Raw genomic sequence first — 26,068 nt, 5'->3', positions numbered from 1 at the left:
GGTATCGTTGGCGGCATGGAGACACGGGAGCTGCGCTATTTCGTCGCGGTCGCCGAGGAGCTGCACTTCGGGCGGGCGGCCGATCGCCTCGGCATCGCGCAGCCGCCGCTGTCCCGGGCCATCCAGCAGCTCGAACGGCGACTCGGCGTCACGCTCCTGGAACGATCCAGCCGGGCCGTGACGCTCACCGAGGCCGGGTCGGTGCTGCTGGCCGAGGGGCGGGCGGCGCTCGACGCGGTGGCGGCGGCCGATCGGCGCACCCGCCGGGCGGGCGCCGGCAAACCCGGCCTCGTGCTGGTCACCAAGGCGGGCGCGTCGAGCGAGCTGCTGGCCAAACTTCTCGACGCATACGCGGCGGAGCCCGGCGCCGTGGCGGTCGAGGTGCTCCTGTGCGGGGTCGGCGAGCAGGAGCGGCTCCTGCGTGACGGCCGGGCCGACGTGGCGCTGCTGCACCGCCCGTTCGACGCCGCCACCGGCTTCGACGTCGAGGACCTGCAGACCGAGGGCCAGGTCGCGGTGCTGCCCGCCGGCCACCCGCTGACCACCCGGTCGTCGCTGTCGATGGCCGACCTCGCCGCGATTCCCGACCTGCCGATGCCGCGCTGGCCGTGCCGCGACGGCTCCTATCCGGACGGGCCGGGCCCCGAGGTGCACGACCACACCCAGCTGCTGCAGCTGATCCAGCTCGGCCGCACGACGGCGGTGCTGCCCGAGTCGTGCCGCGGTCAGCTGAGTCACGGGCTCGTCGCCGTACCGGTGCCGGACGCCCCGGCCGTGACCACGGTGATCGCCTGGCCCCCGCAGAGCCGGTCCCGCGCCCTCGCCGGCCTGGTCCGCGCCGCCGTTCGCCTCTGAGGCCTACCCTGCGGGCATGGCGATCACCGCGGGTTGGTCCATCGTGGGCATTCTCGTCTGCCTGCCCATGGTCATCGACGCGTCCGTGCACGGCGGTCCCCGGGCCGGCGTGCTGCTCGTGTGGGCGGCGCTGGCCTGCGCGATCCCGGCCGCGGTCGGCGGGCTGTTCGCCATCGCCGAGGAGGGCGGGCAGGGCGACTGGAAGCTGGTCACCCGCCTGCCGAACGGCGTGCGCGCCGGCCTGATCGTGGGCTCGCTGCTCGGCTTCGCCATCATGGCCTCGGGCATGGCCGCCAATCCCGCCGGCAACTCGGTGCGGACCGACACCGGTTACGCCCTCAAGCTTCGTGGCGACCGCTACCAGCAGGTCACGCGGGCCGAGTGGCTGGCCAACAGCCGGGCCGAGCGCCGCGTCTTCCTCGGCGCCGCCATCTTCGCCAACACCTGGGGCGGCGCGCTGTGCTGGGCGGCCAAGCTCCGCGACGACGAGGAGGATCCGCTCGTCTAGATGTCGGCGGTCACGAAGCCGACCTCGCCCGCCGGCACCTGCGCCACGACGCGCCCCGTCGGATCAAGCACGGCGGTCGGCCCGAGACCCAGGCGCGACCCGTCACGCTCGCCGGTCACATCGGCCGAAATCCAGGCCAAACCGGTTTCCCGTACGCGCTGAGCACGCAACTCGTTGTGCCGATGCTGCCACCACCGGGCGCTCTCCCGCCGCATCATGTTCTGCGCGGGATGCAGCACCACCCGGGCGCCGGCCGCCGCCACCGCCCGCGCCGCCTGCGGGTACTGCGCGTCGAAGCAGATGTTCAGGCCGAACCGGACGCCCGCGCACTCGAACACCGGATAGCCGTCGCCCGCCGTGAACACCGACTCCCCGCGGGTCAGGAACATCTTCCGGTACGCGCCGAGCACCCGGCCGCCGCGGAGCACCAGCGCCGTGTTGAAGAACCGCGTGCCCCGCCGCTCGATGATCCCGAGCACCAGCGTCTGCCGCTCCGGGAGGCGGGCGACGACGTCCGCGAGCCCGGGCGAGCCCAGTTCGAGGGCCGTCCCGCGTACGTGCTGCTCGGTGACCAGATATCCCTGGAGGAAGCATTCCGGGAACAGCAGCAGGTCGGCATCCGGCGCCCGGCCCGCGAAGTCGCGCACCACGGCGATCGCGGCGTCCACGTCGCCGAGAATCTCCGGGGTCTGGCAGGCCGCGATCCGCACCGGTCAGGCCTCGTGGAACGGCTCGGGCTCGGCCGGGATCCGCTTCGCCATCAGGCAGAACTCGTTGCCCTCCGGATCTTCGAGCACGACCCACGAGCCGCTGCCCTTGATCGACGACTCGCGCGCGCCGAGGGCGACCAGGCGGGCCAGTTCCTCGTCCTGGGAGCGGTCGGTCGGGCACACGTCGAAATGCAGCCGGTTCTTCGCCGTCTTCCGCTCGGGCACCCGGATGAACAGGATGTCGGGGCTGGCCGGGGCGCCGCGGATGGCCACGCCGGTGTCGTCCCGGGCGAAGACGCGGTAGCCGAGCACGTCGCACCAGAAGGTGGCCAGCAGCTCGGCGTCGGCACAGTCGACGATCATGTCCCCGATCCGGCTCGCCATGGTGTGAGCCTAAGGCTTCCGGCCGGCGGCCTTGATCGCGGGCCATTCCGCGGCCAGCACCGAGAAGATGGCCGAGTCGCGCAGCCGGCCCTCCTCTCCGGGCGCCCACGACCGGCCGAACGAGCGCAGCACGCCCTCGAACCGGCCGCCGACCCGCTCGATCGCCGCCCGGGAGCGGCCGTTGCGGGCGTCGGTCTTCAGGTCGACCCGCTGGACCCGCCACTGCTCGAACGCGTACCCGAAAAGCAGGTGTTTGGCCTCGGTGTTGAGGCCGGTCCCCTGGGCCGAGGCCGCCAGCCAGGTGAAGCCGATCTCCACCGCGAAGAGCTCGTCGCGGCCGGGCCAGAGCCGCGGGTCCAGATAGGCCGTCGCCCCGACCGCGCGCCCGCGCCAGATCTGCGCGAACGGCATCAGCCACCCGGTCGCGGCCCGCCCGAGCTGTTCCTCGATGTAGTCGCCGGCCTCCTCGGCCCGCGGCACCCAGGTGAAGCGGTACGCGTCCCGGCTCTCCTCGGCGGCGAGCGCGAGGTCGGCGGCGTGGCGCCGGTCGAGCGGCTCGAGACGCAGCCGGTCGCCCTCGAGAACGGGCGACGACGTGACGGCAGCGGGAAAGGGCATGGCAACGCTCCATTCGCGACTTGCCCGGCGCCCCGTGCGCCGGACCCGGTCCTCACCCGGGGCACCCCGCCCGCGAAAGGAGGGTTGCCGGCCAGCAAGCCGGGGCTGAACGCTGGCACTCATGACCTGCCGACACCTTGGCATCCACAGCGCTCGCCGCGCAAGGCGATTCCACCGCCGCGCGACGCCCGCTGCGCGACGCCCGCCCTCAGCGCCCGCCCGCCAGCGCCCGCCCTCAGCGCCCGCCCGCCAGCGCCGCCCGCCAGCGCCCGCCCCGCCGCAACCGGGGGCGAACCACTCACCCCGGCGGCCGCGCGTTCAGGCGGGCGCAGGACCGGCGGCGTTGAGGTAGGCGAGAACGGCGAGAACGCGACGGTGGCCGCTGTCGGTCACGGTGAGGCCCAGCTTGGCGAAGATGTTGCCGATGTGTTTGTGGACGGCGTTGTCGGTGATGACCAGCTGGCGGGCGATCGCGTTGTTGTCGTGTCCCTCGGCCATCAGGGCGAGCACCTCCCGTTCGCGCGGCGTGAGGGCGTCGATCGGGTCGCCGGCGCGGCGGACGAGCTGGGCGATGACCTCGGGATCCATCGCGGTGCCGCCGGCCGCGACCCGGCGCAGCGCGTCGACGAACTCGTCGACCCGGCTGACCCGGTCCTTGAGCAGGTAGCCGACGCCACCGCCGGCGGTGGCGAGCAGCTCGGCGGCGTACTGCTGCTCCACATATTGCGACAGCACCAGGACCGGCAGGCCGGGGTGCTCCCGGCGCGCCTGGAGGGCGGCCCGGATGCCCTCGTCACGAAACGACGGCGGCAGCCGGATGTCGACGATCGTGACGTCGGGCCGATACTCCCGGACGGCGGCGAGGAACGCGTCCGCGTCTTCGGCGACGGCCGCGATGCGGAAGCCGGCCCGGCCCAGCAGCAGTTCCAGCCCGGTGGAGAGCAGGACGTTGTCCTCGGCGATCACGACCCGCACGGCAGCTCCACGGTGATCGCCGTCGGGCCGCCGGCCGGGCTGTCGAGGGCGAGGGCGCCGTCGAGCGCGAGAACCCGGCGACGAATCCCGTCGAGGCCGGTCCCCCGCCGATCGTCGGCGCCGCCGGTGCCGTTGTCCGTGATCACCACCGACAGCCGGTCGGCGGTGCGGCTGACGCGGACGCCGGCCGCGGTCGCACGGCTGTGCTTGGTGACGTTGGTCAGCGCCTCGGCGACCGCGAAGTAGACCGTGGCCTCGACCGCCGCCGGCACCCGCCCGAGGTCGCCCATGTCGAGCCGGGCCGGCACGCCGCAGCGCGAGGTCACGGCCGTCAGCGCGCCGTCGAGACCCCGGTCGGCGAGGATCGGCGGGTAGACGGTGCGGATCACCTCGCGCAACTCGGTCATCGCCTCCTCCGTCCCCTCGTGCGCGTCCCGCAGCAGGTCGGCCACGAACTGCTCGTCGCGCGGGTTGTCGGCGAAGGCCTGGCGGGCCACGGCCAGCCGCATCGCGATGGCCACGAGCCGGGCTTGCGTGCCGTCGTGCAGGTCGCGCTCGATCCGGCGCAGCTCCGCGCCGTGCGCGTCGAGCACGTCGGCGCGGGTGCGGGTCAGCACGGCGACCCGCTCGGCCAGCTCCTCGTCGGTCGTGTGCGACAGCACCGCCAGGCAGACCCGGGCGTGCGCGCGGGCCATGGGCGGGAAGCACAGGTAGGCGAGGAAGGCGAGCAGGACGATCTGCAGTGGACCGAGGGTGAGCGCGGTCGCCCAGCCGTGCACGGGCACGTCGACGAAGAGCCGCGGCCCGTCCCGCGACCCGAACGCCCACCAGAGCGAGGCGGCGATCACCGCGACCACGATGTTGCCCACGCAGAGCAGCGCCGGCAGGCCGAGCGCCACCCCGGTCAGCGCCTGCACCGGCAGCCAGAGCAGCGCCCGCGAGGTCGGACCCGCGCCCGCGCCGGCCCGAAGCTCCGCCGCGCCCGCGCCCGCGGTGGCCGGCGATGCCGGCGGCAGGCCGAGCAACCGCCCCGCACGCTCCCGATGCCAGCCCGCCCAGAGCCGGGCGAGCCGCGGCACGCACAGCAGCGGCAGCGCGAGCACCGTGACGACGCCGGAGAACAACGAGCCCAGCAGGTAGACCCCGGCCCGTCGCACCCGCAGCCACCGCCCCGTTTTCGACACGTGCCGAGTCTGCCCGCTCGGCGACGCCCGCGTCACTACAGCTAGCTGTAGTCCATATCCGGTGGTCCGGGGTATCGGCCCGGGCCTCGCCGGAACCTAGCGTCGGACGGCGTGAGATCAACGAATGAGCCGTACGCCCTGCGCCTGGACGCCGTGTCGAAGCACTACCGGTCGGGGAAGAACGCGGTACGCGCCCTCGACTCGGCGACCGCCGGCTTCCGGCGCGGCACGTTCACCGCCGTGATGGGCCCGTCCGGGTCCGGCAAGAGCACGTTCCTCAACTGCGCGGCCGGGCTGGACCGGCCGACCTCGGGCGCGGTCTGGCTCGGTGACGTCGAGCTGTCCCGCCTGGGCGAGGCCGCGCTCACCGAGGTGCGCCGGGATCGGATCGGCTTCGTCTTCCAGGCCTACAACCTGCTGGGCGCGCTGACCGTGGCCGAGAACGTCACGCTGCCGCTGCGGCTGGCCGAGCGCCGGATCGACCACGCGCTGCTGCGGGAGACGCTGGCCGCGGTCGGCCTCGGCGATCACCTCGCGCGGCGGCCGAGCGAGCTCTCCGGCGGCCAGCAGCAGCGGGTCGCGATCGCCCGCGCGCTGATCAACCGGCCGGAGGTGGTGGTCGCGGACGAGCCGACCGGCGCGCTGGACACCCGCACCGGGCGGCACGTGCTCGAGCTGCTGCGGCGGGTGGTGGACGACATGGGGCAGACGGTGCTGATGGTCACCCACGACCCGGTCGCCGCCGCCCACGCCGACGCGGTGATGTTCCTGGCCGACGGCCGGCTCGCGGGTGAGCTGAGCCGGCCCGCGCCGGAGCAGATCGCGGCCCGCATGACGCACCTGGGCGACTGGTGAGGCGCCGCATCCGGCGGCTGATCCGGCTCGCCGTGCCGATGCCCGGGGACCTGTCCCTGGCCTGGAAGACGATCAAGGACCGGAAGGGCGGCTTCGCCGGCTCCTTCGTCGCGATCGCCGCCGGTGCGGCGGTGATCACCGCGTGCGGAACCCTGCTGCAGTCCGGCTTGGCGAGCGGCGTCGCCCCCGAGCGGTACGCGGGCGCGGCGGTCGTCGTCGGCGGGGCGCAGTCGTTCCGGCTGGACGAGAGCTCCTCGGTCCGCTTCGGCGAGCGGGTCACGCTCCCCGCCGGCCGGGTCGCCGCCGTTGCCGCCGTGCCCGGCGTCCGGTCCGCGATCGGCGACGTGAGCGTGCCGGTGGGCCTGCCGGTCCGGGAGGACGTTCCCGCGTTCGGGCACGGCTGGTCCGCGGCCGCACTCGCGCCGTTCCGGCTCGGCGAGGGCCGTGCGCCCGCCGCGCCGGACGAGGTCGTGGTGGACGCCGGCCTGGCCCGGCGCGGCCTGGCGCCCGGCGCGACGGTACGGATCGTCGCCGGCGCGGTCCCCTCGTCGTACAAAGTGGTGGGTGTGGTCGGCGGGTCGCGGCGGCAGTCCGCGCTCTTCTTCACCGACGCACGGGCGGCCCAGCTGTCCGGCCGGCCGGACCGGGTCGACGCCATCGGCGTGCTCGCCGCGCCCGGCGCCGACCCGCGGCGGCTGGCCACGCTCGTCCGGGCCGCCGTGCCGGGCGCGGTGGTGGCCACTGGCGAGGGACGCGGCGACGTGGAGTTCCTCGACGTCGGCGACGCCCGCGGCCTGGTGGTGGAATCGGCGGCGTCGTTCGGCGGGACCATGGTGCTGATCGTGGTGTTCGTGGTGGCGAGCACCCTCGCGCTGTCGGTGCGGCAGCGCCGGCGGGAGCTGGCCCTGCTGCGCGCGGTCGGCGCCACGCCCCGGCAGGTACAAGGGATGATCAGTGCCGAGATGACCCTGGTCTCGTTCGCCGGCGGGCTGGCCGGCGCGCTCCCCGGCGCGGCCCTGGCGATCGTGATGCGCGAGGTGTTCGTCCGGGCCGGGGCGATGCCGCCGGACTTCCCGATCCGGTGGGGAGTCCTGCCCGTCCTGGCCGCCCTGGTGCTCTGCATGATCAGCGCCCGGCTGTCCGGTCGCCTGGTCGCCCGGCGGGTCGCCCGGGTCAGCCCGGTCGAGGCGCTCGGCGACATCCCGATCGAGCCCCGGCGGATCGGCCGGATCCGGCCGGCCATCGGCCTCCTGCTCGTCCCGCTCGGGCTTCTGGTGACGCTCGGCGACGTGGCGTCGGCCGGAGACTCCGTCGCCGACACCGCCGCGAGCGCGGTTCTCCTGTTCGTGGTGGCGCTCGCGTGTCTCGGACCGCTGCTGATGGCCGGCGCCGTCCGGCTGCTCGGGCGGCTGGTGAACCGGCCGTCCACCGCCGCCGGCTTCCTCGCCCTGGCCAACGCGCGCGCCGGCGGGCGCCGGCTCAGCGCCGCCGCCACACCCCTGGCCATGGGCGTGGCCCTCGCCGCCGTGCAGGTCTTCGCCGCGTCGACGACGATCGCCGGAGCCGGTCACCAGGTCGCCCAGGGACTGCGGGCCGATCGGGTGCTGACCGCGTCGTCCGGCGCCGGGTTGCCGCCCGGGCTGGTGGACGCCGTGCGCGCGGCGCCGGGCGTCGTTGCGGCGACGCCGGTGGCCCGTACCCGGGTGCTGGTGACCTTTCCGTCCGAGGACAGCACCGTGACGAAGGTCTACGCCGCGCAGGGCGTCGCACCCGAGGGACTCGGCGAGACCATGGACCTGGCCGTGCTCGCGGGCGACATCGCCGGCCTGCGGGGCGAGGCCGTGGCGCTGAGCCGGGTCGCCGCGCGGACCGTCCACGCCCGGCTCGGCGGGACGGTCGACATGCATCTGGGCGACGGCACGCCGGTCCGGCCGCGGCTGGTGGCGATCTACGAGAACGGCCTCGGTTTCGGCGACGTCACCCTGCCCCACGACCTCGTCCTCGCGCACACCACCGCGCGGGTCGACGCCGCGATCCTGGTCCGGTCGGCGGACGGGGGCGGCCTGCCGGCGTACCCCGCGGTCGAGGTCGGTGGCCGGGAGGCGTTCCCGGCGCCGCCCGGGACCGGCGGCGACGGCGACTGGGCGCTCAACCTGCTGTTCCAGGTCGTGCTGCTGGGCTACATCGCGATCGCCGTGGTGAACACGCTGGTGATGGCGACCGTGGATCGGGCCCGTGAGTTCGCGGCGCTGCGACTGACCGGAGCCGCCGCGCGCCAGGTCCGCGCGATGATGGCCGGCGAGGCGCGGATCGTCGTCGCCGCCGCGCTGCTGTTCGGCCTGGCGGCCGCGATCCCGCCCCTGGCCGGCTTCGGCCGGGCGCTGACCGGCTCGCCCGTACCCCACTTCTCGGTGTTCGGGCTTCTGGCGATCGTGGCGCTCACCGTCGCGCTCGCGTGGGGTGCGATCGCCGTCGCCACCCGCTTCGCGATGCGGCCGGGAACCGACGAGGGCGGCACCCACCCGCGCGAGACGATGCGGCGAACCGGCACGGCGTGGTGGGATTGGCTTTTGAGGAGGGTGACATGACCAACCACGTGTACCGGCTCAGCGAGATCGTCGGCAGCAGCCCGACCAGCATCGACGACGCCATCCGCACCGGGATCGCCAAGGCGGCGCAGACCGTGCGGAACATCGAGTGGTTCGAGACGCAGGAGATCCGCGGGCAGGTGGTGGACGGCGAGGTCGCGCACTACCAGGTGCGGCTCAAGATCGGCTTCCGCGTCGAGGACTGATCGGCGCCCGGCCTACAGTTGGCGCGTGGATCTTCCCGAGAACCTGGTCGAGCTCCTGCGCCGGCCCAGCCTCTGCTTCCTCACGACGCTCATGCCCGACGGCTCGCCGCAGATCACCGAGGTCTGGGCGGACACCGACGGCAAGCACGTCGTGATCAACACCGTGCGCGGGCACCAGAAGGTCCGCAACATCGAGCGCGACCCGCGGGTGGCCCTCGCGGTCGCCGACCCCGAGCACCCCAGCCGGTACGTCGCCGTGCGCGGCCGGGTGCTCGAGGTGACCGAGCACGGCGCCGCCGAGCACATCGACGAGCTGTCCCAGCGGTACCTGGGCCGCCCCTACCCGTGGTTCGGCGGCCGCGATCAGGTCCGGTTGATCGTCCGTATCGAGGCCGACCGGGTCACCGGGTGATCGGGTAGTCCACGTACGCGAACCGATCCCCGGCCGGCGACCAGCTGTTGACGTTGATCGTCCCCTGGCCGCCGGGCAGCTCGACGACCGTGCGGGCCGACCGCCAGTCGTCCCCGTCGACCAGCCGCAGCCGAACCGGCAGATCGGCCGGATGCCCCGCCGTCCCGGGCGGGAAGCTCAGGTAGACCGCCCGGGACCCGGCCAGATGCGGGAACCAGTTCACCCGCTCGTCGAAGGTGAGCTGCTCCAATCCGGTGCCATCCGGACGAATCCGGGCGATCTGCGCGTTGGCGCCGGCGAAGCGCTCGGTGTTGAAGTAGATCCACTCGCCGTCGGGCGAGTACTCCGGCCCGTCGTCGGCGCCCGGCCCGAAGGTCAGCTGCCGACTGCCGGAACCGTCGGTCCCGATGGTCCACAGCGTGCCCGACGTCCACTCCCCCGGCGTGATGCCGACGTAGGCGAGGGACGACCCGTCCGGGCTCACCCCGTGCAGGAAGTGCAGGAAACCGTCATCCGGGGTGACCCGCCGGACGGCGCCGCCGCGCAGCGATCCCTCGTAGACGTGCCCGTCGTCGGCCGACATGTAGACGAGCCCGTCCGGCCCGAGAACATGGTCGTTGTTGAGCGGCGGCAGCTCGTCGAAAACGATCTCCACCGGCGGCGTCCCGTCGAGCGACAGGGCCCAGAGCAGCCCGTCCCCGTTCAGCACGAGCCGGTCGCCGGCGGCCCAGTTCGGCGCCTCGAACAGGACCGTCGTGCTCTCGTGCACGACCGAAGCGGTGCCGGATCCCGGATCGAAGATCAGGACTCGGCACCGCTGTCCGCCGGCGAGCGTCCGGCTCAGTGGATCATCACCGGGGGCTCGACGACCTCGCCGTCACCGCCGGCCGGGGCCGCGGGCGCGGCCTCCCGCTTGCGGGGCAGGAAGGCGATCGGGATGAACACCGTCAGCATGAGGATCCAGCCGACCGTGAACGTGTGGGCGAACGAGTCGGCCACGAACTGCAGGCCGCGCTCGAGGATGTTCGGCGGGAGCGGCAACGCCACGCCCTGCTGGTGGGCGATCGCGGCGCCGGCCTCGGTGATCGGCTCGCCCGTCTTCGGGTTCGTCGCGCCCGGGATGACCGGCGAGCCGTTGAGCTGGCTGGTCAGGATGACCGACATGGTCGCCGTGCCGATCGAGCCGCCGATCTGCTGAAGGATGTTCACCAGGGTCGAGCCGCGGGCCACGTCGTGGTGGTTGAGCGTCCGCAGCGCCGAGGTCATGATCGGCATCATCGTGCCGCCCATGCCGAGGCCCATCACGAACAGCGAGCCGCACAGCAGCACGTACGACGTGTCGGTGCCGACCTGGGTGAACGTGAAGAACCCGGCGCCGATCAGCAGCATCGCGAACGGGACCGTGCGGCCCACCGGGATCTTGTCGGCCAGCATGCCGGCGATCGGCATCGTGATCATCGCGCCGATGCCCTGCGGCGCCATCAGCAGACCCGCGTGCAGCGTCGACTCGCCGCGCACCTGCAGGAAGTAGCTGGGGAACAGCAGGCCGGAGCCCATGAACGCGATCACGAAGACGAACAGCGAGACGGTCGAGACGGTCAGCCGCTTGTTCTTGAACAGCCGCAGATCGAGCAGCGGGTGCTTGGGCTTGAACGAGTAGAGCACGAAGGTGATGACCAGCAGCGCGCCGATCAGCATCGGGATCCAGACCTTGGGCGCCGAGATCGTGCCCTCCTGCGGCAGCGAGGACACGCCGTAGAGGAACAGGGCGAGGCCGGGCGACAGCATCAGCATGCCGAGGAAGTCGAAGGACTCCGACGGGTGCGGCGCGTCCTTGGGCAGCGCGAACTGCGCGTAGATCAGCGCGATGATGCCGATCGGCAGGTTGATCAGGAAGATCCAGTGCCAGCTCGCCGCCTCGATCAGCCAGCCGCCCAGGATCGGGCCGCCGATCGGGCCGAGCAGCATCGGGATGCCGAGGACGGCCATCAGCCGGCCGATGCGCTGCGGGCCGGCCGCGCGCGTCATGATCGTCATGCCGAGCGGCATCAGCATGCCGCCGCCGAGGCCCTGCAGCACCCGGTAGCCGACGAGCTGCTCGATCGAGCCGGCCGTGGCGCAGAGCACGGAGCCGGCCGTGAACAGGAACAGCGCCAGCATGTAGAGGCGCTTGGTGCCGAACCGGTCGGCGGCCCAGCCGCTCAGCGGGATGACGGTGGCCAGGGCCAGCGTGTAGCCGGTGAGGGTCCAGGCGACCTGTGCGTAGGTGGCGTTGAACTCGGTCTGGAAGGTCGGCAGCGCGACGCTGACGACGGTGATGTCGAGGATCGACATGATCGCGCCGAGCACCACCACGCCGGCGATCTTGAGCACGGCGCCGTCCAGCTTGGTGGGCGGCGCGGCGGCTTGATCAGTCACGTGACGCTCCAGGAATTACGGTGAGTCGTTGTCGGCTCGAATCCTTCCATCGACGCGTGCTGACAAGCATCCCTTTTTCCGTCAGGGTGAGCCCCGTCACTCAGGGCATTCTCAGGCGGCGACGAGCTGCCGCTCCGGTTCGGGCCGGCGCGCCCCGGGCGCTTGGGAGATCACGCTGAGCGCCCACCGCATGCGCGGGGCCGCGGTCTCGGGGTAGTCACCGTAGGCGGCGGCCATCATGGCGACACAACCACGGCTGCCACCGTACGCGTGGACGGCAGTCGCGATGGCGGCCTGAACGGCCGGCGCGGCGGGTCGCGAGCCGGTGGGCAGCTCGCTGGCGAAGAGGGCGGCGGCACGAGCGGCGAGAAGCTGGGTTCGCATCTGAATCATCTCCGGGTGTCTGTGTTTCTGCTGTGACTTCAGAGTGCGCCCGACGCGCTACAGATCGCCTCCGGGTTTCCGCCGGACCCGCCACCCGTCCGGACTCAGGGTCATCCCCCGACCGGCGCCGTCACATCGACCAGCGGCACGTTCACGACCAGGTCGAACGCGTCGGCGACCGGCACGTCGAAGTAGGTGTCGAGCACCCGGGTCCGCTCCGGGCCACCGCCCCGCAGCGGTCGCAGGTCGGCCACGCGCAGGTCACCGGCCAGCATCTCCTCGACGCTGCCCGGGGCCGGGGGCGGAAGCTCGGTCGCGTACGACTCGACGCCGCTGACCTGGGCCGGGGCGGCCCGGCGGGCCGAGGTGCGGCCGCCCGTGGCGGTGACGCCGACGGCCACGTAGCCGTCGCCCAGAGCTGCCGAAAGATGACAGCCGAGAACCGGCACCCGGAGGGCGTCGCCGACCCGCATCGGCGTACGGGCAAGGTGGTTGTTGGCCGCGCTGATCACCAGCCGGCCGGCCCCGTGGTCCAGCAGATGGTGCGCCGTCGCGGCCATGGCCGCGTCCCGCACGTTCACGGCGAGCTGACCGGTGGCCTGCGCCCGCAGCATCCGGTCGAGCAGCACCACCAGCCGCAGCTCGTGCCGCATCGTGGCGTAGCCGTCGTCCGGCGGGTAGAGCGGGCGCAGCGTGTCGACCCTGGTCTCCAGCTCGGCCAGCGCCACGGTGAGCCGGTCCCGGTCGGCCTCGGCCATCGCGCGGTATTTCGCGAACGCCGGCATCGTGTGCTCGCCCGCGAACTGCCCGGCCAGCTTCCGCGCCGACGCGACCAGCTCGACGGCGCCGGGGTCGAGCGGCTCGAAATACCGGCCGACGCTGTCGAGGGCGCCGAGCGGGGAAGCAAGATCGGCCGGGAGGTCGAGCCCGGCGTACGACATGGGGCCGTTGAAGGAGCGCAACCAGCGCAGCAGGTCTTGGGTCTCCGGGCTCTCCCCGAAGCGGTACGTCAGGCCGCGCCGGATGATCTCGTCGCCATCGCCCTCCCCGCCCCGGATCCAGCCGCCGACCGCCAGGCCCTCGCTGAAGCCCGACTCGAACGCCACGCCGGTGAAGCCGAGCCGCTCCACCAGAAAGCGCACGAGCCGGTGCCGCAGCAGCTGATACTCGCGGATGTGGTGGGCGGACTCGCCGATCCCCACCACCCGGGCCTCACCGATCAGCCCGGCCAACGGCTCAAGATCATCGAGCGGCGCGTACGGGTCGAGCGTCGTCAGTTCCACGCGGTGGCCTCCAGGAGCCCGGTCGTGCCGAGATCGAGCGGCGCGGGCGGCGTGACGGTCTGGTGCTCGGTGCCCGCGAGCGGCGCCACGGCGAGGAACGCTCCGGTCGAGACCTCCTTGCCGGCCTCGACCGTGCCGTGCCAGGACAGCAGCGACATCGCCTTGTTGCCCGGCTTCAGCACGATCCGCCGGGGCGAGCCGGTGACGAGCTTGTTCGGCTCGACCCGGACCGGAAGCGGGTTCCGGTCCTCGCCGAGCACCACGATGTCCGGGCGGCCCTGCAGGTTGTAGTCCTTGGCGCCGCAGTTCTCCAGGAACAGGCTCATCTCCCGGTAGCCGGCGGCGGACTCCCCGCGCTCGGCGCTGATCCGCAGCCCGGAGGCGGGGCAGGACGCCGCGGCGGACGAGACTGCGACGACGGTCGGCATCGGATCGTTCGGCGCCGGCTGCCCTCGCGTACATCCGGCACATCCGGCACATCCGGCCAGAAGGACGACGACCGCCAGGGGCACACCACGGGCTCGCATTGCGACGATCATGCCGTATCGGGGCTTTCCTCAGTACGAGAGGTGCTCGCCCCATTCGGTCTCCGGCCCGTCCTGCCCCTCGGCGATCCCCTCCCACATGGCGAGGTGAGCCATGAAGTGCCCCGGCGCGGCGCCGTGCCAGTGCCATTCGCCGGGCGGCGTCCAGATGGTGTCGCCGGGCCGGATCTCGAGGATCTCCCCACCCCGGGCCTGAATCAGCCCGCGGCCCTCGGTCACGTGCAGGGTCTGCCCGTTGACGTGCCGGTGCCAGGCGGTGTGCGCGCCCGGCGAGAACCGGACGATGTTGACCCGTTGCGTTCCGGCCGCCGCGATGACGTCGAACCAGACGTCGCCGGTGAACATCTCGGATGGGCCCTTGGTGGTGGGCTGCTTGCGGGTGATCTCCATGGTTGCCTCCGGAGGCTTTGGGTGGGTGCGTTGGGCGGCCTGGCTCCTCGTCAGACTCCCGCAGAGGCGGCGGTTTCGGTCTCCCTGGCCTGGCGGTTCGCCTGCCTGACCCCGGCGGGTTTGACTCCCGGCCGGCCCGGCGGTTGCATTCCGGCCCGGCCCAGCGCATTGGCACCGCCCAGCGCATTCGCACCGCTCAGCGCATTCGCACCGCTCAGCGCATTCGCACCGCTCAGCGCGTTCGCACCGCCCAGCGCATTCGCACCGCCCAGCGCGTTCGCACCGCCCAGCGCATTCGCACCGCTCAGCGGTTTGGCACGCCCAGCGGTTTGGCCAGGCGGTTTGGCTTCACCCGGCCCAGCGGTCCGGCTCTCCGGTCCTGGCTCTCCGGCCGCCGAGCGGGTTTTTGATCTCCTCGGCCGCCCCCAGCCACCGCCTCCCCCACCCTTTTGGGTGGGTGGGATTCAACCAGCCGCCTACGACATTTCACGAACGTTATCCACAGGCTTGATTCCGCCACACGCGTGCAGCCCCGCAACCAGCGTCAACGCCGCCGCGCCTCAGCACTCAGGAACGGGCTGACCCAACCGTTATCAGCAGGATTCAGCGTCACCCCGGGCGGCACGATCTCGTCGATCCGGTCCAGGACCTCGGTGGACAGCGCGACCCCCGAGGCCGCCAGCTGCGACTCCAGGTGCTCCATCGTGCGCGGCCCGACGATGGCGGACGTGATCGCCGGGTGGCGGAGCACGAACGCGATCGCCAGCTGGATCAGGGTCAGACCGGCCTCGTCGGCCAGTTTCGCCAGTGCGTCGGCGGCGTCGAGCTTGCGCTGGTTCTCCGGGAGCGCCATGTCGAACCGGTTGGCGAGCCGCTGCCGGGCCGCCGACGCCGGGCCGGAGGAGGCGCCATGGCGGTAACGGCCGGAGAGCCAACCCCCGGCGAGCGGGCTGTACGAGAGCACGCCCATCCCGTACCGGCGGGTGAGGGGCAGGATCTCGTGTTCGGCGTTGCGGGTGAGGATCGAGTACGTCGGCTGCTCGGTGACGAACCGTTCGCGGCCCCGGTCGCGGGCGACGTACTGAGCGTCGACCAGCGCCGACGCCGGGAACGTGGAGTGGCCGATGTAGCGCACCTTGCCGGCGCGCACCAGGTCGGTCAGCGCGCCGAGCGTCTCGTCCAGGTCGGTTTCCGGATCGTACCGATGCATCTGATAGAGATCGAGATGGTCGGTGCCGAGCCGGCGCAGCGAGTTCTCGACCGCGGTCATGATCCACCGCCGGGAGCCGCCGCGATGGTTGGGGTCGTCGTCGAAAGGCATGAAGAACTTGCTGGCCAGTACGACGTTGTCGCGCCGCCCCTTGAGGGCCTTTCCGACGATGACCTCGGACTCTCCCTGCGAGTAGACATCGGCGGTGTCGACGAAGTTGACCCCGGCGTCGAGCGCCCGGTGGATGATGCGGATGCTCTCGTCGTGGTCCTTGGTGCCCCAGTCGCCGAACATCATGGTGCCCAGGCACAGCGAGCTGACCTGGACGCCGGTGCGCCCCAACGGCCTCAGTTCCATCGGTCCTCCTCAGACGTGGTGTGCAAGCGGTGACAGCCGGATCGTGACGCCGGCGACCTTCGCGCCGGTGACCGAGCCGACGATCGCCGGGCCGTACCGGTCGTACTTGCCGTGGTATGCGCGATCGATGCCGTCATGAGCGGCCGGCGAAGCGTCGGCCACACTGACGTCGCGCTCGACGCCGCCGGCCCGGATGCGGCCGCGACCGACGGATCGCAGGCGCCGGAACCAGCCGTTGCCCGCGCCGTAGGCGCTCCGCACGTAGATGCCGTCGCCGTCGCGGACCACCCAGATGGTCACGTACGGGCGCAGGCTGCCGTCGGCCCGGTAGGAGCTGATCTGAAGTTCGTCGGCCTCGCCGATCCGGCGGAGCTCGTCCTCGGTCCACGCGTGCATGCCCCGACCGTAGACGCGCGGCCGGGGCATCAGGGAGGTTCTGTCAGTACCGGGCAGGCCGGGGCCGCCGCTCACCGGCGGCCCCGGGTTCGGCTAGGACGCGTACGTCTCGAACTCGGCGATCCGCGGGGCCGCGGACGCGCTCGGGATGTCGAAGGTGATCTTCTTGAGCGAGGTGCTCGCGAAGGTGATGACGCCGGAGCCGGAGCCGGTCTTGAGGACGGCGCCGGTGTCGCCGTTCAGGACCCGGTAGCTGCCGATCGTGCCGCCGCCGCTCGCCAGGCGGATGTTGATGCGGGCGACGGTGGTGGCGCTGCTCCACTTGATCGAGATGTAGCCGGTGCTGCCGTTCGGCGACCAGTAGGTGGTCAGGCTGCCGTCGCGCACGTCGCCGTAGCTGGTGCCGCTGGCCTTGCTCGAGCCGTCCGAGCCGGCGCCGATGCTCAGGTTCGTGCCGCTCGGCGTGGTCGGCGTCGGCGTCGTCGGGTTGGGGGTGGTCGGGCTGGGCGACGTCGGGCTGGGCGACGTCGGGTTGGGCGTGGTCGGGGACGGACCGCTCGTGGTCGAGCAACTGCCGGTCGACGTACGCATGCCCAGGTTGGCGCCCGCGGTCTGGCGCACGATCGACGGGATGCAAGAGGCGTTGTCCAGCCCGTACGAGTAGGGCACGCTCACCGTCGTGGTGGACGGCATGCTCGGGCCCGCCGGGTTCGTCTCGCTGTCCTTGGCCGACCAGGTCACGTTGTCGAGGATGTTCCCCGACGCCTGCCAGTAGCCGGCCGCGTCGGTGTAGAACGTGCCGAGGACGTTCATCGAGTTCTGGAAGTAGTTGTTCTCGACCTTCGCCCGGGCGCCGGCCCGCGAGTTGATGCCCGACTCGTTGAGGCTGTAGTAGAAGTTGTTGTAGATGTGGGCGATCCCACCGCGCAGCAACGGCGTACGGGAATCGATGTTCTCGTAGCGGTTGTGGTGGAACGTGATGAAGCTGTTCCCGGTGTCGCTCTCGCTCGAGCCGATCAGGCCGCCGCGGCCCGAGTTCTTGAGGTAGGCGTACGACAACGTCACGTACTGGACGTCGTCCTTCAGGTCGAAGAGGCCGTCGTAGCCCGCGTCCTCGCCACCCGACGCCTCGAGGTTGACGTGGTCGACCCAGACGTTGCGGACGGTGCTCTCCATGCCGATCGCGTCGCCGCCGTTGGAGGTCGGCGAGCCGGACTTCTTGACGTTCCGCACCGTCACGTTCTGGATGATGATGTTGCGCGAGTCCCGGATGTGGATGCCGAGCTGGTCGAAGACCGCCCCGCCGCCCACCCCGATGATCGTGACGTTGCTGATCTCCTTGAGCTCGATCTTGTCGGCGGCCGTGTTGCAGCTGTCGCCGGAGACCTTGGTCGTGTTGCCGTGGTTGATGGTGCCCTCGACCTCGATGGTGATCGGGGTGCTGCTGCTGGCCCGGCTGCACAGGGCCTGGTGGATCTGGGTGCCGGTGGTGGCCCGCACGGTGGCGCCGCCGTTGCCGCCGGTCGTGCCCCCGTTCTGGGACGCGTAGCCGGTGGCCGTGCCGACCGCGGCGGCGTCGGCGTGCAGGGTGGGCAGGCCGACGGCCACGGCGGCGACTGCCGCGCCGGTGGCCAGGGCAGCGATGGTGCGTCTCATCCTTGCCTCGCTTCTCGTGTCGGTGAAACACCTGCCTGCCGCCGTCGCCGGCGGCCCCACGAGGCAGGAAAGCGCTTACCTGTGCGAGAATAGAGACACATCTATGACGGAGACAAGAAGAAAGTTTCCCGGACGCCAAGGGGGCCGCCCGGGACCTCGGCGCGCCGCCGAACGCCGCGCGCCGCCCGCCGCGCGCCGCCCACCGCGCGCCGCCCACCGCGCGCCGCCCACCGCCGAGCGGGCATCAGCGACGCAGCGGGAGCAGGCGTCAGCGGAACAGCCAGGGCAGGGCGTCAGCGGAACAGCCAGGGCAGGGCGTCAGCGGAACAGCCACGGCAGGGCGTCAGCGGAACAGCCGGCGCAGGCGTCAGCGGAGCAGCGCGGGCATCGCCTCGGCCAGCTGGGCACGCCAGCCGGGCAGGGGCGCGACCCCGGTGCCGGCCCAGCGGTCGTGCCCGAGCACGCTGTAGGACGGCCGCGGCGCCGGCCGGACGAACCGGTCACTGGTCGTCGGCCGCACCCGCGACGGGTCCAGGGCCGCCAGCTCGAAGGTCGCCCGCGCCAGCCCGAACCACGACGTCGACCCGGCCGCGGTGCCGTGATAGGCGCCCGGCGCGGCGGAACCGGCCACGGCCGCCCGGCCCAGCGCGACCAGCTGCCCGGCCAGCGCGTACGACCACGTCGGCGGGCCCACCTGGTCGTCGACCACGTCGACCGTCTCCCGCTCGCCGGCCAGCCGCAGCATCGTGCGGACGAAATTGGGTCCGTGCTCGCCGTAGAGCCAGGCGGTCCGCACCACGTACCCGCCCGAGCCGAGGACCGCTCGCTCCCCCAGCGCCTTGCTCCGGCCGTACGCGTTGATGGGATTCTGCGCCGTTTCCTCGGCGATCGGCGTGGTGGCCGAACCGTCGAACACGTAGTCCGTGGAGACGTGGATCAGGCGCTTCCCGGCCGCGTCCGCGAGCAGCGCGACCCCGTGCCCGTTGACCGCGGTGGCCGCCTCCTCGTCGGTCTCGGCGCCGTCGACGTTCGTCCAGGCCGCCGCGTTGAGCACGACGTCCGCCCCGGCGACCGCGTCCCGCACCTGCGCAGCCGAGGTGATGTCGAGATCGGCGCGGGTCGCGGCGACGACATCCGGCTCGCCGACCGCCGCCAGCACGGCGAGCAGGTCCTGGCCGAGCATCCCGCCGGCCCCGGTCACGAGCCAGCGCATCAGAGCGCGCTCCGGGCCTTCAGCGGCTCCCACCACGCCCGGTTGTTCCGGAACCACTCGACCGTCTCGGCGAGGCCGTCGGCCAGCGAGACCTGCGGCACGTACCCGAGCTCGTTGCTGATCTTGGTGATGTCGAGCGAGTAGCGGCGGTCGTGGCCCTTGCGGTCGGTGACCGGCCGCACCATGTCCCAGCCGGCGCCGCACGCCTCCAGCAGCATGCCGGTCAGCTCGCGGTTGCTCAGCTCGGTGCCACCGCCGATGTTGTAGACCTCGCCGGCCCGCCCCTTCTCGAGCGCGAGCTGGATGCCCCGGCAGTGGTCGGTCACGTTCAGCCAGTCCCGGATGTTGCCGCCGTCGCCGTAGAGCGGCACCTGCTTGCCGTCGAGCAGGTTGGTGACGAACAGCGGGATGACCTTCTCCGGGAACTGGTGCGTGCCGTAGTTGTTGGAGCAGCGCGTGACGACCACATCCATGCCGTGGGTGCGGTGCGCGGCGAGGGCCATCAGGTCGGAGGAGGCCTTCGAGGCGGCGTACGGCGAGTTGGGCGCCAGCGGCCAGGTCTCGGTCCAGGATCCCTCGTCGATCGACCCGTACACCTCGTCGGTCGAGACGTGCAGGAAGCGGCCGACGCCGGCCCGGCGCGCCTCGTCGAGCAGGGTCTGGGTGCCGAGCACGTTGGTGGTGACGAACGGGAGCGCGCCCGAGATCGACCGGTCCACATGGGACTCGGCGGCGAAGTGGACGACCGCGTCGTGGCCCGGCAGGAGGTCGCGCAGCAGCGCGGAGTTGGTTATGTCACCCTGCACGAACCGCAGCCGGGAGTCCGTCTCCGGAAGGTTCGCCCGATTCCCGGAATAGGACAAAAGATCCAGAACCGTCACGGAGGCGCCCACGGCGCCCGCGTATTCGTCCTGCAAGAGGGCCCGAACGTAGGCGGAGCCGATGAAACCGGCACCCCCGGTCACGAAAATCTGCACGGGTGGGGAGTGTAGTGGCTTGACGCCCACGCATAGCCTCCTCCGGTGCGCGGAATCCTGCTAGCCGGTGGTACCGGCTCACGTCTCTGGCCGATCACGATGGCCATGTCGAAACAGCTGATGCCGATCTTCGACAAGCCGATGATTTACTATCCCCTCACCACTCTGGTGTCGGCGGGAATCCGCGAGATTCTCGTCATCACGACACCGGAGGACCAGCCGCTGTTCGAGCGCCTGCTGGGCGACGGCAGCAGCATGGGGCTGAGCCTGACGTACGCGTCACAGCCGCGCCCCGAGGGCATCGCCCAGGCCTTCCAGATCGGGGCGGACTTCATCGGCGACCAGCCGGTGGCCCTGATCCTGGGCGACAACATCTTCCACGGCGTCGGCCTGGGCCGGCAGCTCGCCCGTTTCTCGTCGCCGGCCGGCGGTCGCGTCTTCGCCTACCCGGTCTCCGATCCGGAGCGCTACGGCGTCGTCGAGTTCGACGAGGCCGGCAAGGTGCTCTCGATCGAGGAGAAACCTTCCGAGCCGCGATCGACGTACGTCGTTCCCGGTCTCTATTTCTACGACGCCGACGTGGTGCAGATCGTCGACAAGCTGGTGCCCAGCGAGCGCGGCGAGCTGGAGATCACCGCGGTCAACGAGGAGTACCTGCGCCAGGGCCGGCTCGACGTGACCGTGCTCGACCGCGGCACGGTCTGGCTCGACACCGGCACCTTCCAGTCGATGGTGCAGGCCTCGGAGTACGTGCGGGTCATCGAGGAGCGGCAGGGCCTCAAGATCGGCTGCGTCGAGGAGGCGGCCTGGCGGCTGGGCTTCATCGACGACGATTCGCTACGGTCGCTGGCGGAGCCGCTGCTCAAGAGCGGCTACGGGGACTATCTGGTGCGGCTGCTCGCGGCCGGCCGGTTCGGGGGTTCGTTGTGAAGATCCGGCCGTTGACCATCGAGGGCGCCTGGGAGGTCACCCCGGTCCAGCACGGCGACGCGCGGGGCAAGTTCCTGGAGTGGTACCGCTTCGACAAGCTGGCCGAGGCGGTCGGGCATCCGCTCGATCTGGCCCAGGCCAACCTGTCGAGGTCGGCCCGCGATGTGGTGCGCGGCATCCATTTCGCCGACGTGCCGCCGGGCCAGGCCAAATACGTGACGTGTGTCTCGGGCGCCGTGCTCGATGTGATCGTCGACATCCGGGTCGGCTCGCCCACCTTCGGCGCGTGGGAGGCCGTCCCGCTGGACGACCAGGAGCACCGCGCGGTCTACCTGGCCGAGGGGCTGGGCCACGCGTTCTGCGCGCTCACCGAGGGCGCCACGGTCACTTATCTGTGCTCCAGCACCTACCGGCCCGGGCACGAGCACGGCATCGACCCGCTCGATCCCGAGCTGGGGATAGCGTGGCCATGCGAAACGCCGCTATTGTCCACGAAGGACGCGGCCGCTCCGTCGCTGTCCGAGGCGCGAGCCACCGGCCTGCTCCCGAGCTTCGATGCGTGCAACACATATATCGAAGAACACCGTCGGATTTAATACATTCGGCTTTCCCGCTCGGCCGATTGACCCGTACCGTTCGATCGAGTATGAGATTCGCTCGTTGCAAGGAATTTCGTGGACGTTACGCAGGGAAGTCGTGCCGAGGGTCCGGTACGCCCGATATGACAGCATCGGACCACATTTGGAATTGGCATCATCCGATTCGCCATTCCTCTAACACGTAAGGCTCTACCGAAAGACCACTCGAATGGGGAGGCTCTGCTACTGGGCCCGGCGGGCCACCACCCGCCGTCTCACATGAAAGAGGCGTGGCCTGGACGGGCATGTCCGGCAGGCCAGGAAAAAACGGACCGTGGTTGACCGCCATCAATGACGGAGGCAAGGCGTGCAGACGATCGACGATGGTTCGACCATCGAGATCACACCGGAAAAACCGCAGCTCACCACATTGCGAGCGGCGGAGTTCCGCCAGCCCGTACCCCGGATGGACTGGCGCGGGCGGTACGCGCGCCGCCTCTACCTCATCGACTACGCGGTCGGCCTCGTCGCAGCGTCCTCCGCGCTCTTCCTGAGATTCGGGTCGAACGCCGCACAGCCCTTCCTGCTCGACTACCTGCTGCTCACGCTGCTATTCCCGCTCGCCTGGATCGCGGTCCTGGCGATCAACAGAGCGTACGAGTCGCGTCACCTCTTCGTAGGCACCGACGAATACGCGCGGGTAGTCCGATCCGGACTAGGCCTCACCGCCACGCTGGCCATTTTTTCCTTCGCGCTCGACCTGCGTTTGGCTCGCGGTTACGTGATTATCGCGCTACCCATGGCAACGTTGCTCGACGTCGGCGCCCGCTACCTCTACCGGCAATTGCTGCACCGCCGGTGGGCGTCCGGCGAGCGGCTGCACAAGGTGATCCTGGTCGGGCACGCGCGAGCCATCGCCGACATGACCCGCCGGCTGGCCCGCGAGAGCCACCACGGCCTCGGCATCATCGGCGCCTGCGTCCCGCCCGGCGCGATCGACGACGAGCTGCCCGGCCTGCCGACGGTCTTCGGCGACTTCGACAACGTGGCCGGGGCGGTCACGCTCTCCGGCGCCGACACGGTCGTGGTGCTGTCCTGCCCCGAGATCGACGGTCCCGCGCTGCGCCGGCTCGCCTGGCAGCTCGAGCGCGACGAGATCGACCTCATCGTGGCCAGCACGCTGGTCGACGTGGCCGGCGACCGCACCACCATCCGCCCGGTCGACGGCCTGCCGATGCTGCACGTCGAGCACCCCCGCCTCAAGGGCAGCTCCCGCCTCATCAAGGCCGCCTTCGACCGGGTCGGCGCGTTCGTGCTGCTGCTGGTGAGCATGCCGGTCCTGCTCGCGCTGTCGGCGCTGGTCGCCTTCGGGCCGGGCGGCCGCGGGCCGGTCATCTTCACGCAGGAGCGGGTCGGCAAGGACGGCCGCCTCTTCGTGCTCTACAAGTTCCGCACGATGGTGGTGAACGCCGAGGCGCGCCTGCAGGAGCTGCGGAACCTCAACGACACCGACGGCGAGCTGTTCAAGATGCGCAACGACCCGCGCATCACGCCCGTGGGCCGCTGGTTGCGCCGGCTCTCGCTGGACGAGCTGCCCCAGCTGCTGAACGTGCTCAAGGGCGACATGTCGCTGGTCGGTCCCCGGCCACCGCTGGCCCGCGAGGTCGCCGGCTACCCGGCCGACATGCGCCGCCGCCTGGCCGTCAAGCCCGGCCTCACCGGACTCTGGCAGGTCTCGGGTCGCTCCGACCTGTCCTGGGACGAGTCGATCCGGCTCGACCTCACCTATGTCGAAAACTGGTCCCTGGCCATGGATCTGGCGATCCTGGCGCGCACGGTAAGTGCAGTGGTCCGAAGCTCTGGAGCCTATTGATATGACCAACCTTCCCCGTCTGACCGTCATCGGCACCGGGTACCTCGGCGCCACCCATGCGATCTGCATGGCCGTGATGGGCTTTGACGTGGTCGGCGTCGACGTCGACCCGGTGAAGATCGAGAAGCTGGCGAGCGGCGAGGTGCCGTTCTTCGAGCCGGGCCTGCCCGAGCTTCTGACCAAGGCGCTCGAGACCGGCCGGCTGCGGTTCACCACCTCGTTCGCCGAGGCGGCCGAGTTCGGCGACGTGCACTTCATCTGCGTGGGCACCCCGCAGAAGAAGGGCTCGCACGCCGCCGACCTGACCTACGTCGACGCCTCGGTCGCCGAGCTGGCCCGGCACCTGACCCGCCGCGTGCTAGTGGTGGGCAAGTCGACCGTCCCGGTCGGCACCGCGGCCCGCCTGGCCCGGCTGATCCACGACACCGCGCCCGCCGGCGAGCAGGTCGAGCTGGCCTGGAACCCGGAGTTCCTGCGCGAGGGCTTCGCGGTCGACGACACGATGCGGCCCGACCGGCTGGTCTTCGGCGTCACCAGCGAGTGGTCCGAGCAGATGCTGCGGGCCGCCTTCGAGCCCGTGCTGGCGCAGGGCGTGCCGGTCAAGGTGACCGACCTGCCCACCGCCGAGCTGGTGAAGGTGGCGGCCAACTCGTTCCTGGCCACCAAGATCTCGTACATCAACGCGATGGCCGAGATCTGCGAGGCCACCGGCGCCGACGTGCACGACCTCGCCGAGGCGCTGGCCTACGACGAGCGGATCGGCGGCAAGTTCCTGCGGCCCGGCCTCGGCTTCGGCGGCGGCTGCCTGCCCAAGGACATCCGCGCCTTCGCCCACCGCGCCGAGGAGCTCGGCGTCGGCCAGGCGGTCGGCTTCCTCCGCGAGATCGACGGCATCAACACCCGGCGCCGCGCCCGCACGGTCGACCTGGTGGTCGAGCTCTGCGGCGGCGACGTGGCCGGCAAGCGGGTGGCCGCCCTGGGCGCCGCCTTCAAGCCCAACTCGGACGACATCCGCGACGCCCCCGCCCTCGACGTGGCCGCCACGCTGTGCCGGATGGGCGCCGACGTCGTCGTCTACGACCCGGCCGCCATGGAGAACGCCCGCCGCCAGCACCCCGAGCTCAGCTACGGCGAGAACGCGATCGACGCCGCCCGCGACGCCGACGTGGTGGTCCTGCTGACCGAGTGGACCGAGTTCCGCGAGATCGATCCCGACGCCATGGCCGCCGTGACCGCCCAGCGCCGCATCGTCGACGGCCGTCACGCCCTCGACCCCGCCCACTGGCGCGGCGCGGGCTGGGAGTACCGGGCGCTCGGCCGCCCCTGACCGGCCCTCCGCCGATTCGACAGACCTACCGGACGGACGGCGGTAGCGCGAACGCGCCGCATTCAGCAGAGTTTGCGGTGATACCTGAAGCCGGACGACTTGGAGTTTGTTGATGCGGTTCTCCGTTGTCCGCCCGGCGGAGCTCGGCCCGGCCGAGCTCGACGCCTGGCGGCAGATCCAGCGGGATCAGCCCCACTTGCAGAACCCGTTCCTGGCCCCGGAGTTCACGCTCGCCGTCGCCCGCAACCGGCCGACGGCCCGGGTCGCGGTGCTGCAGGACTCGGGCGGCGTCGCCGGTTTCTTCCCCTTCGAGGTCCGGCGCCGGGTCATCGGTGTGCCGATCGGCTTCGGCATCTCCGACTGCCAGGGCATGGTTCACCGCGCCGGCCTCGAGGTCGACCCGATGGCCCTGCTCCGTGCCTGCAAGCTCTCGGTGTGGGAGTTCGACCACCTGATGGGCGACCAGCAGGTGTTCGTCCCGTCCCACGCGGTGCGCACCATCTCACCGGTGATGAACATCGAGGACGGCTACCAGGCGTACGTCGATGACCGCAACCGCGCGGGCGACGTCGTGAAGCAGACCCTGCGCAAGCAGCGGAAGATGGTCCGCGAGATCGGTGACGAGGCCTTCGTCTGGGACGACCGCGACGACAAGGCCCTGGCCGCGCTGCGCGAGTGGAAGTCGGCCCAGTACAAGCGCACTCAGCAGTACGACCGCTTCGCCACGCCCTGGATCCAGGCGGTGCTCGAGGAGCTGCTCGCCTCCGAGTCGCCGGACTGCCGCGCGGTGGTGTCGACGGTGTACGCCGGCGGCCGCCCGGTCGCGGGTCACCTCGGGCTGCGCAGCCGCAGTGTGCTCGGCTACTGGTTCCCGTCGTACGACGTCGAGCTGTCCCGCTACTCGGCCGGCATCCTGCTGTGCCTGCGGATGGCCGAGTCCGGCGCCGCCGACGGCATCCGGCAGATCGACCTCGGCAAGTCCGAGATGCTCTACAAGACGCGGCTGAAGAACGACGAGGTGCCGGTCGCGGAGGGCACCGTCGAGCGATCCTGGCCGGTGGCCGCGGCGCGGCGGGCCGAGACGGCGCTGTCCCGCTCGGTCCGCAGCGGCAAGCTCGGCGAGAAGCTCAAGAGCGGCCGCACCGGCCGCGTGCTCCGGGGACTGAAGGCGCGCGTCGCTTCCCGCTGACGTTCTTCCGCACCACACAAAAAAGATCGCCCGCCGCGGATTCCGCG

The 26,068-nt window shown here is 71.6% G+C and carries 27 protein-coding genes and 1 riboswitch; of the genes, 11 read left to right on the top strand and 16 right to left on the bottom strand.

The features are described 5' to 3' along the window. The first annotated feature begins 15 nt into the window (after window positions 1-15). Both ACZ6TB_RS12130 and ACZ6TB_RS12125 read left to right on the top strand, forming a co-directional pair. On the top strand, window positions 16-855 hold the full coding sequence (locus ACZ6TB_RS12130; protein ID WP_465553457.1) for a LysR family transcriptional regulator: 840 nt from the start codon (window positions 16-18) through the stop codon (window positions 853-855). A gap of 16 nt (window positions 856-871) precedes the next feature. Continuing rightward, window positions 872-1,363 carry a hypothetical protein gene (locus tag ACZ6TB_RS12125; RefSeq protein WP_465553455.1) on the top strand — a complete coding sequence of 164 codons (492 nt, stop codon included), beginning with the start codon at window positions 872-874 and terminating at the stop codon, window positions 1,361-1,363. Here ACZ6TB_RS12125 and ACZ6TB_RS12120 read toward each other — a convergent pair. The 5 genes from ACZ6TB_RS12120 to ACZ6TB_RS12100 all read right to left on the bottom strand — a co-directional run bounded on the left by ACZ6TB_RS12120 (window position 1,360) and on the right by ACZ6TB_RS12100 (window position 5,234). Then, complete coding sequence (locus tag ACZ6TB_RS12120; RefSeq protein ID WP_465553453.1) at window positions 1,360-2,073, bottom strand: carbon-nitrogen hydrolase family protein; 714 nt, start codon at window positions 2,071-2,073, stop codon at window positions 1,360-1,362. The genes ACZ6TB_RS12125 and ACZ6TB_RS12120 overlap by 4 nt on opposite strands. A gap of 3 nt (window positions 2,074-2,076) precedes the next feature. Next, entirely contained in the window at window positions 2,077-2,457 is a 381-nt protein-coding gene (locus ACZ6TB_RS12115) for a VOC family protein (RefSeq protein ID WP_465553452.1), read from the bottom strand. Between the two features lie 9 nt (window positions 2,458-2,466). Next, complete coding sequence (locus tag ACZ6TB_RS12110; RefSeq protein ID WP_465553450.1) at window positions 2,467-3,075, bottom strand: GNAT family N-acetyltransferase; 609 nt, start codon at window positions 3,073-3,075, stop codon at window positions 2,467-2,469. An 11-nt stretch (window positions 3,076-3,086) separates the two neighbouring features. Further along, a riboswitch (SAM riboswitch) is annotated at window positions 3,087-3,202 on the bottom strand. A 191-nt stretch (window positions 3,203-3,393) separates the two neighbouring features. Beyond that, window positions 3,394-4,050 carry a response regulator gene (locus tag ACZ6TB_RS12105; protein WP_465553448.1) on the bottom strand — a complete coding sequence of 219 codons (657 nt, stop codon included), beginning with the start codon at window positions 4,048-4,050 and terminating at the stop codon, window positions 3,394-3,396. Then, on the bottom strand, window positions 4,038-5,234 hold the full coding sequence (locus ACZ6TB_RS12100; protein WP_465553446.1) for a sensor histidine kinase: 1,197 nt from the start codon (window positions 5,232-5,234) through the stop codon (window positions 4,038-4,040). Before ACZ6TB_RS12100 ends, ACZ6TB_RS12105 begins: the two co-directional genes overlap by 13 nt. Window positions 5,235-5,345: 111 nt before the next feature. Here ACZ6TB_RS12100 and ACZ6TB_RS12095 point away from each other — a divergent pair, with 111 nt between their 5' ends. Genes ACZ6TB_RS12095 through ACZ6TB_RS12080 form a run of 4 tightly spaced genes read left to right on the top strand, consistent with a single transcriptional unit; the run spans window position 5,346 to window position 9,295 of the window. Beyond that, on the top strand, window positions 5,346-6,089 hold the full coding sequence (locus tag ACZ6TB_RS12095; protein WP_465553444.1) for an ABC transporter ATP-binding protein: 744 nt from the start codon (window positions 5,346-5,348) through the stop codon (window positions 6,087-6,089). Continuing rightward, entirely contained in the window at window positions 6,086-8,677 is a 2,592-nt protein-coding gene (locus ACZ6TB_RS12090; protein WP_465553442.1) for an ABC transporter permease, read from the top strand. Before ACZ6TB_RS12095 ends, ACZ6TB_RS12090 begins: the two co-directional genes overlap by 4 nt. Then, a complete protein-coding gene (locus ACZ6TB_RS12085) occupies window positions 8,674-8,883 on the top strand; it encodes a dodecin (protein ID WP_465553440.1) in 210 nt (69 codons plus the stop codon). Before ACZ6TB_RS12090 ends, ACZ6TB_RS12085 begins: the two co-directional genes overlap by 4 nt. Before the next feature lie 25 nt (window positions 8,884-8,908). Further along, on the top strand, window positions 8,909-9,295 hold the full coding sequence (locus ACZ6TB_RS12080) for a PPOX class F420-dependent oxidoreductase (RefSeq protein WP_465553438.1): 387 nt from the start codon (window positions 8,909-8,911) through the stop codon (window positions 9,293-9,295). Here ACZ6TB_RS12080 and ACZ6TB_RS12075 read toward each other — a convergent pair. From ACZ6TB_RS12075 to rfbB, 11 genes are all read right to left on the bottom strand, one after another. Further along, the gene (locus ACZ6TB_RS12075; protein ID WP_465553436.1) at window positions 9,285-10,064 is read right to left on the bottom strand and encodes a TolB family protein; all 780 of its coding nucleotides are present in this window, start codon (window positions 10,062-10,064) and stop codon (window positions 9,285-9,287) included. The genes ACZ6TB_RS12080 and ACZ6TB_RS12075 overlap by 11 nt on opposite strands. A gap of 71 nt (window positions 10,065-10,135) precedes the next feature. Next, complete coding sequence (locus ACZ6TB_RS12070) at window positions 10,136-11,713, bottom strand: DHA2 family efflux MFS transporter permease subunit (RefSeq protein ID WP_465553434.1); 1,578 nt, start codon at window positions 11,711-11,713, stop codon at window positions 10,136-10,138. A gap of 111 nt (window positions 11,714-11,824) precedes the next feature. Then, the gene (locus ACZ6TB_RS12065) at window positions 11,825-12,097 is read right to left on the bottom strand and encodes a hypothetical protein (RefSeq protein ID WP_465553432.1); all 273 of its coding nucleotides are present in this window, start codon (window positions 12,095-12,097) and stop codon (window positions 11,825-11,827) included. A gap of 110 nt (window positions 12,098-12,207) precedes the next feature. Beyond that, window positions 12,208-13,380 carry an erythromycin esterase family protein gene (locus ACZ6TB_RS12060; protein ID WP_465553430.1) on the bottom strand — a complete coding sequence of 391 codons (1,173 nt, stop codon included), beginning with the start codon at window positions 13,378-13,380 and terminating at the stop codon, window positions 12,208-12,210. Then, window positions 13,371-13,808 carry a DUF4232 domain-containing protein gene (locus ACZ6TB_RS12055; RefSeq protein WP_465553428.1) on the bottom strand — a complete coding sequence of 146 codons (438 nt, stop codon included), beginning with the start codon at window positions 13,806-13,808 and terminating at the stop codon, window positions 13,371-13,373. The genes ACZ6TB_RS12060 and ACZ6TB_RS12055 overlap by 10 nt, the downstream gene beginning before the upstream one ends. Before the next feature lie 129 nt (window positions 13,809-13,937). Next, window positions 13,938-14,315: a (R)-mandelonitrile lyase gene (locus ACZ6TB_RS12050; protein WP_465553426.1), complete on the bottom strand. Its 378-nt coding sequence runs from the start codon at window positions 14,313-14,315 to the stop codon at window positions 13,938-13,940. A gap of 544 nt (window positions 14,316-14,859) precedes the next feature. After that, window positions 14,860-15,882 carry an aldo/keto reductase gene (locus tag ACZ6TB_RS12045; protein ID WP_465553425.1) on the bottom strand — a complete coding sequence of 341 codons (1,023 nt, stop codon included), beginning with the start codon at window positions 15,880-15,882 and terminating at the stop codon, window positions 14,860-14,862. Window positions 15,883-15,891: 9 nt separating this feature from the next. After that, window positions 15,892-16,278, bottom strand: a complete 387-nt coding sequence (locus ACZ6TB_RS12040) for a DUF2255 family protein (RefSeq protein WP_465553423.1) — start codon at window positions 16,276-16,278, stop codon at window positions 15,892-15,894. A gap of 93 nt (window positions 16,279-16,371) precedes the next feature. Continuing rightward, entirely contained in the window at window positions 16,372-17,934 is a 1,563-nt protein-coding gene (locus ACZ6TB_RS12035; RefSeq protein WP_465553421.1) for a pectate lyase family protein, read from the bottom strand. Between the two features lie 367 nt (window positions 17,935-18,301). Beyond that, entirely contained in the window at window positions 18,302-19,147 is an 846-nt protein-coding gene (gene rfbD / locus ACZ6TB_RS12030) for a dTDP-4-dehydrorhamnose reductase (protein WP_465553419.1), read from the bottom strand. Next, a complete protein-coding gene (rfbB, locus tag ACZ6TB_RS12025) occupies window positions 19,147-20,124 on the bottom strand; it encodes a dTDP-glucose 4,6-dehydratase (protein ID WP_465553417.1) in 978 nt (325 codons plus the stop codon). The genes rfbD and rfbB overlap by 1 nt, the downstream gene beginning before the upstream one ends. 45 nt (window positions 20,125-20,169) lie before the next feature. Between rfbB and rfbA the strand changes: the two genes are divergently transcribed. From rfbA to ACZ6TB_RS12000, 5 genes are all read left to right on the top strand, one after another. Further along, window positions 20,170-21,054, top strand: coding sequence for a glucose-1-phosphate thymidylyltransferase RfbA (gene rfbA, locus ACZ6TB_RS12020; RefSeq protein ID WP_465553415.1), 885 nt, complete (start codon window positions 20,170-20,172; stop codon window positions 21,052-21,054). Then, entirely contained in the window at window positions 21,051-21,650 is a 600-nt protein-coding gene (locus ACZ6TB_RS12015; protein ID WP_465553414.1) for a dTDP-4-dehydrorhamnose 3,5-epimerase family protein, read from the top strand. Before rfbA ends, ACZ6TB_RS12015 begins: the two co-directional genes overlap by 4 nt. 349 nt (window positions 21,651-21,999) lie before the next feature. Further along, window positions 22,000-23,505 (top strand): sugar transferase, encoded by a 1,506-nt coding sequence (locus ACZ6TB_RS12010; RefSeq protein ID WP_465553412.1) that lies wholly within the window; start codon window positions 22,000-22,002, stop codon window positions 23,503-23,505. 1 nt (window position 23,506) lies between these two features. Further along, window positions 23,507-24,832: a UDP-glucose dehydrogenase family protein gene (locus tag ACZ6TB_RS12005; protein WP_465553410.1), complete on the top strand. Its 1,326-nt coding sequence runs from the start codon at window positions 23,507-23,509 to the stop codon at window positions 24,830-24,832. Window positions 24,833-24,944: 112 nt separating this feature from the next. Further along, complete coding sequence (locus tag ACZ6TB_RS12000; protein WP_465553408.1) at window positions 24,945-26,021, top strand: GNAT family N-acetyltransferase; 1,077 nt, start codon at window positions 24,945-24,947, stop codon at window positions 26,019-26,021. Window positions 26,022-26,068 lie beyond the last annotated feature (47 nt).

It is taken from the genome of Actinoplanes sp. NPDC051537, assembly GCF_055586105.1.
The sequence above is the reverse complement of the archived record's forward strand: the minus strand, read 5'-3'. Positions and strand labels throughout refer to the sequence as shown.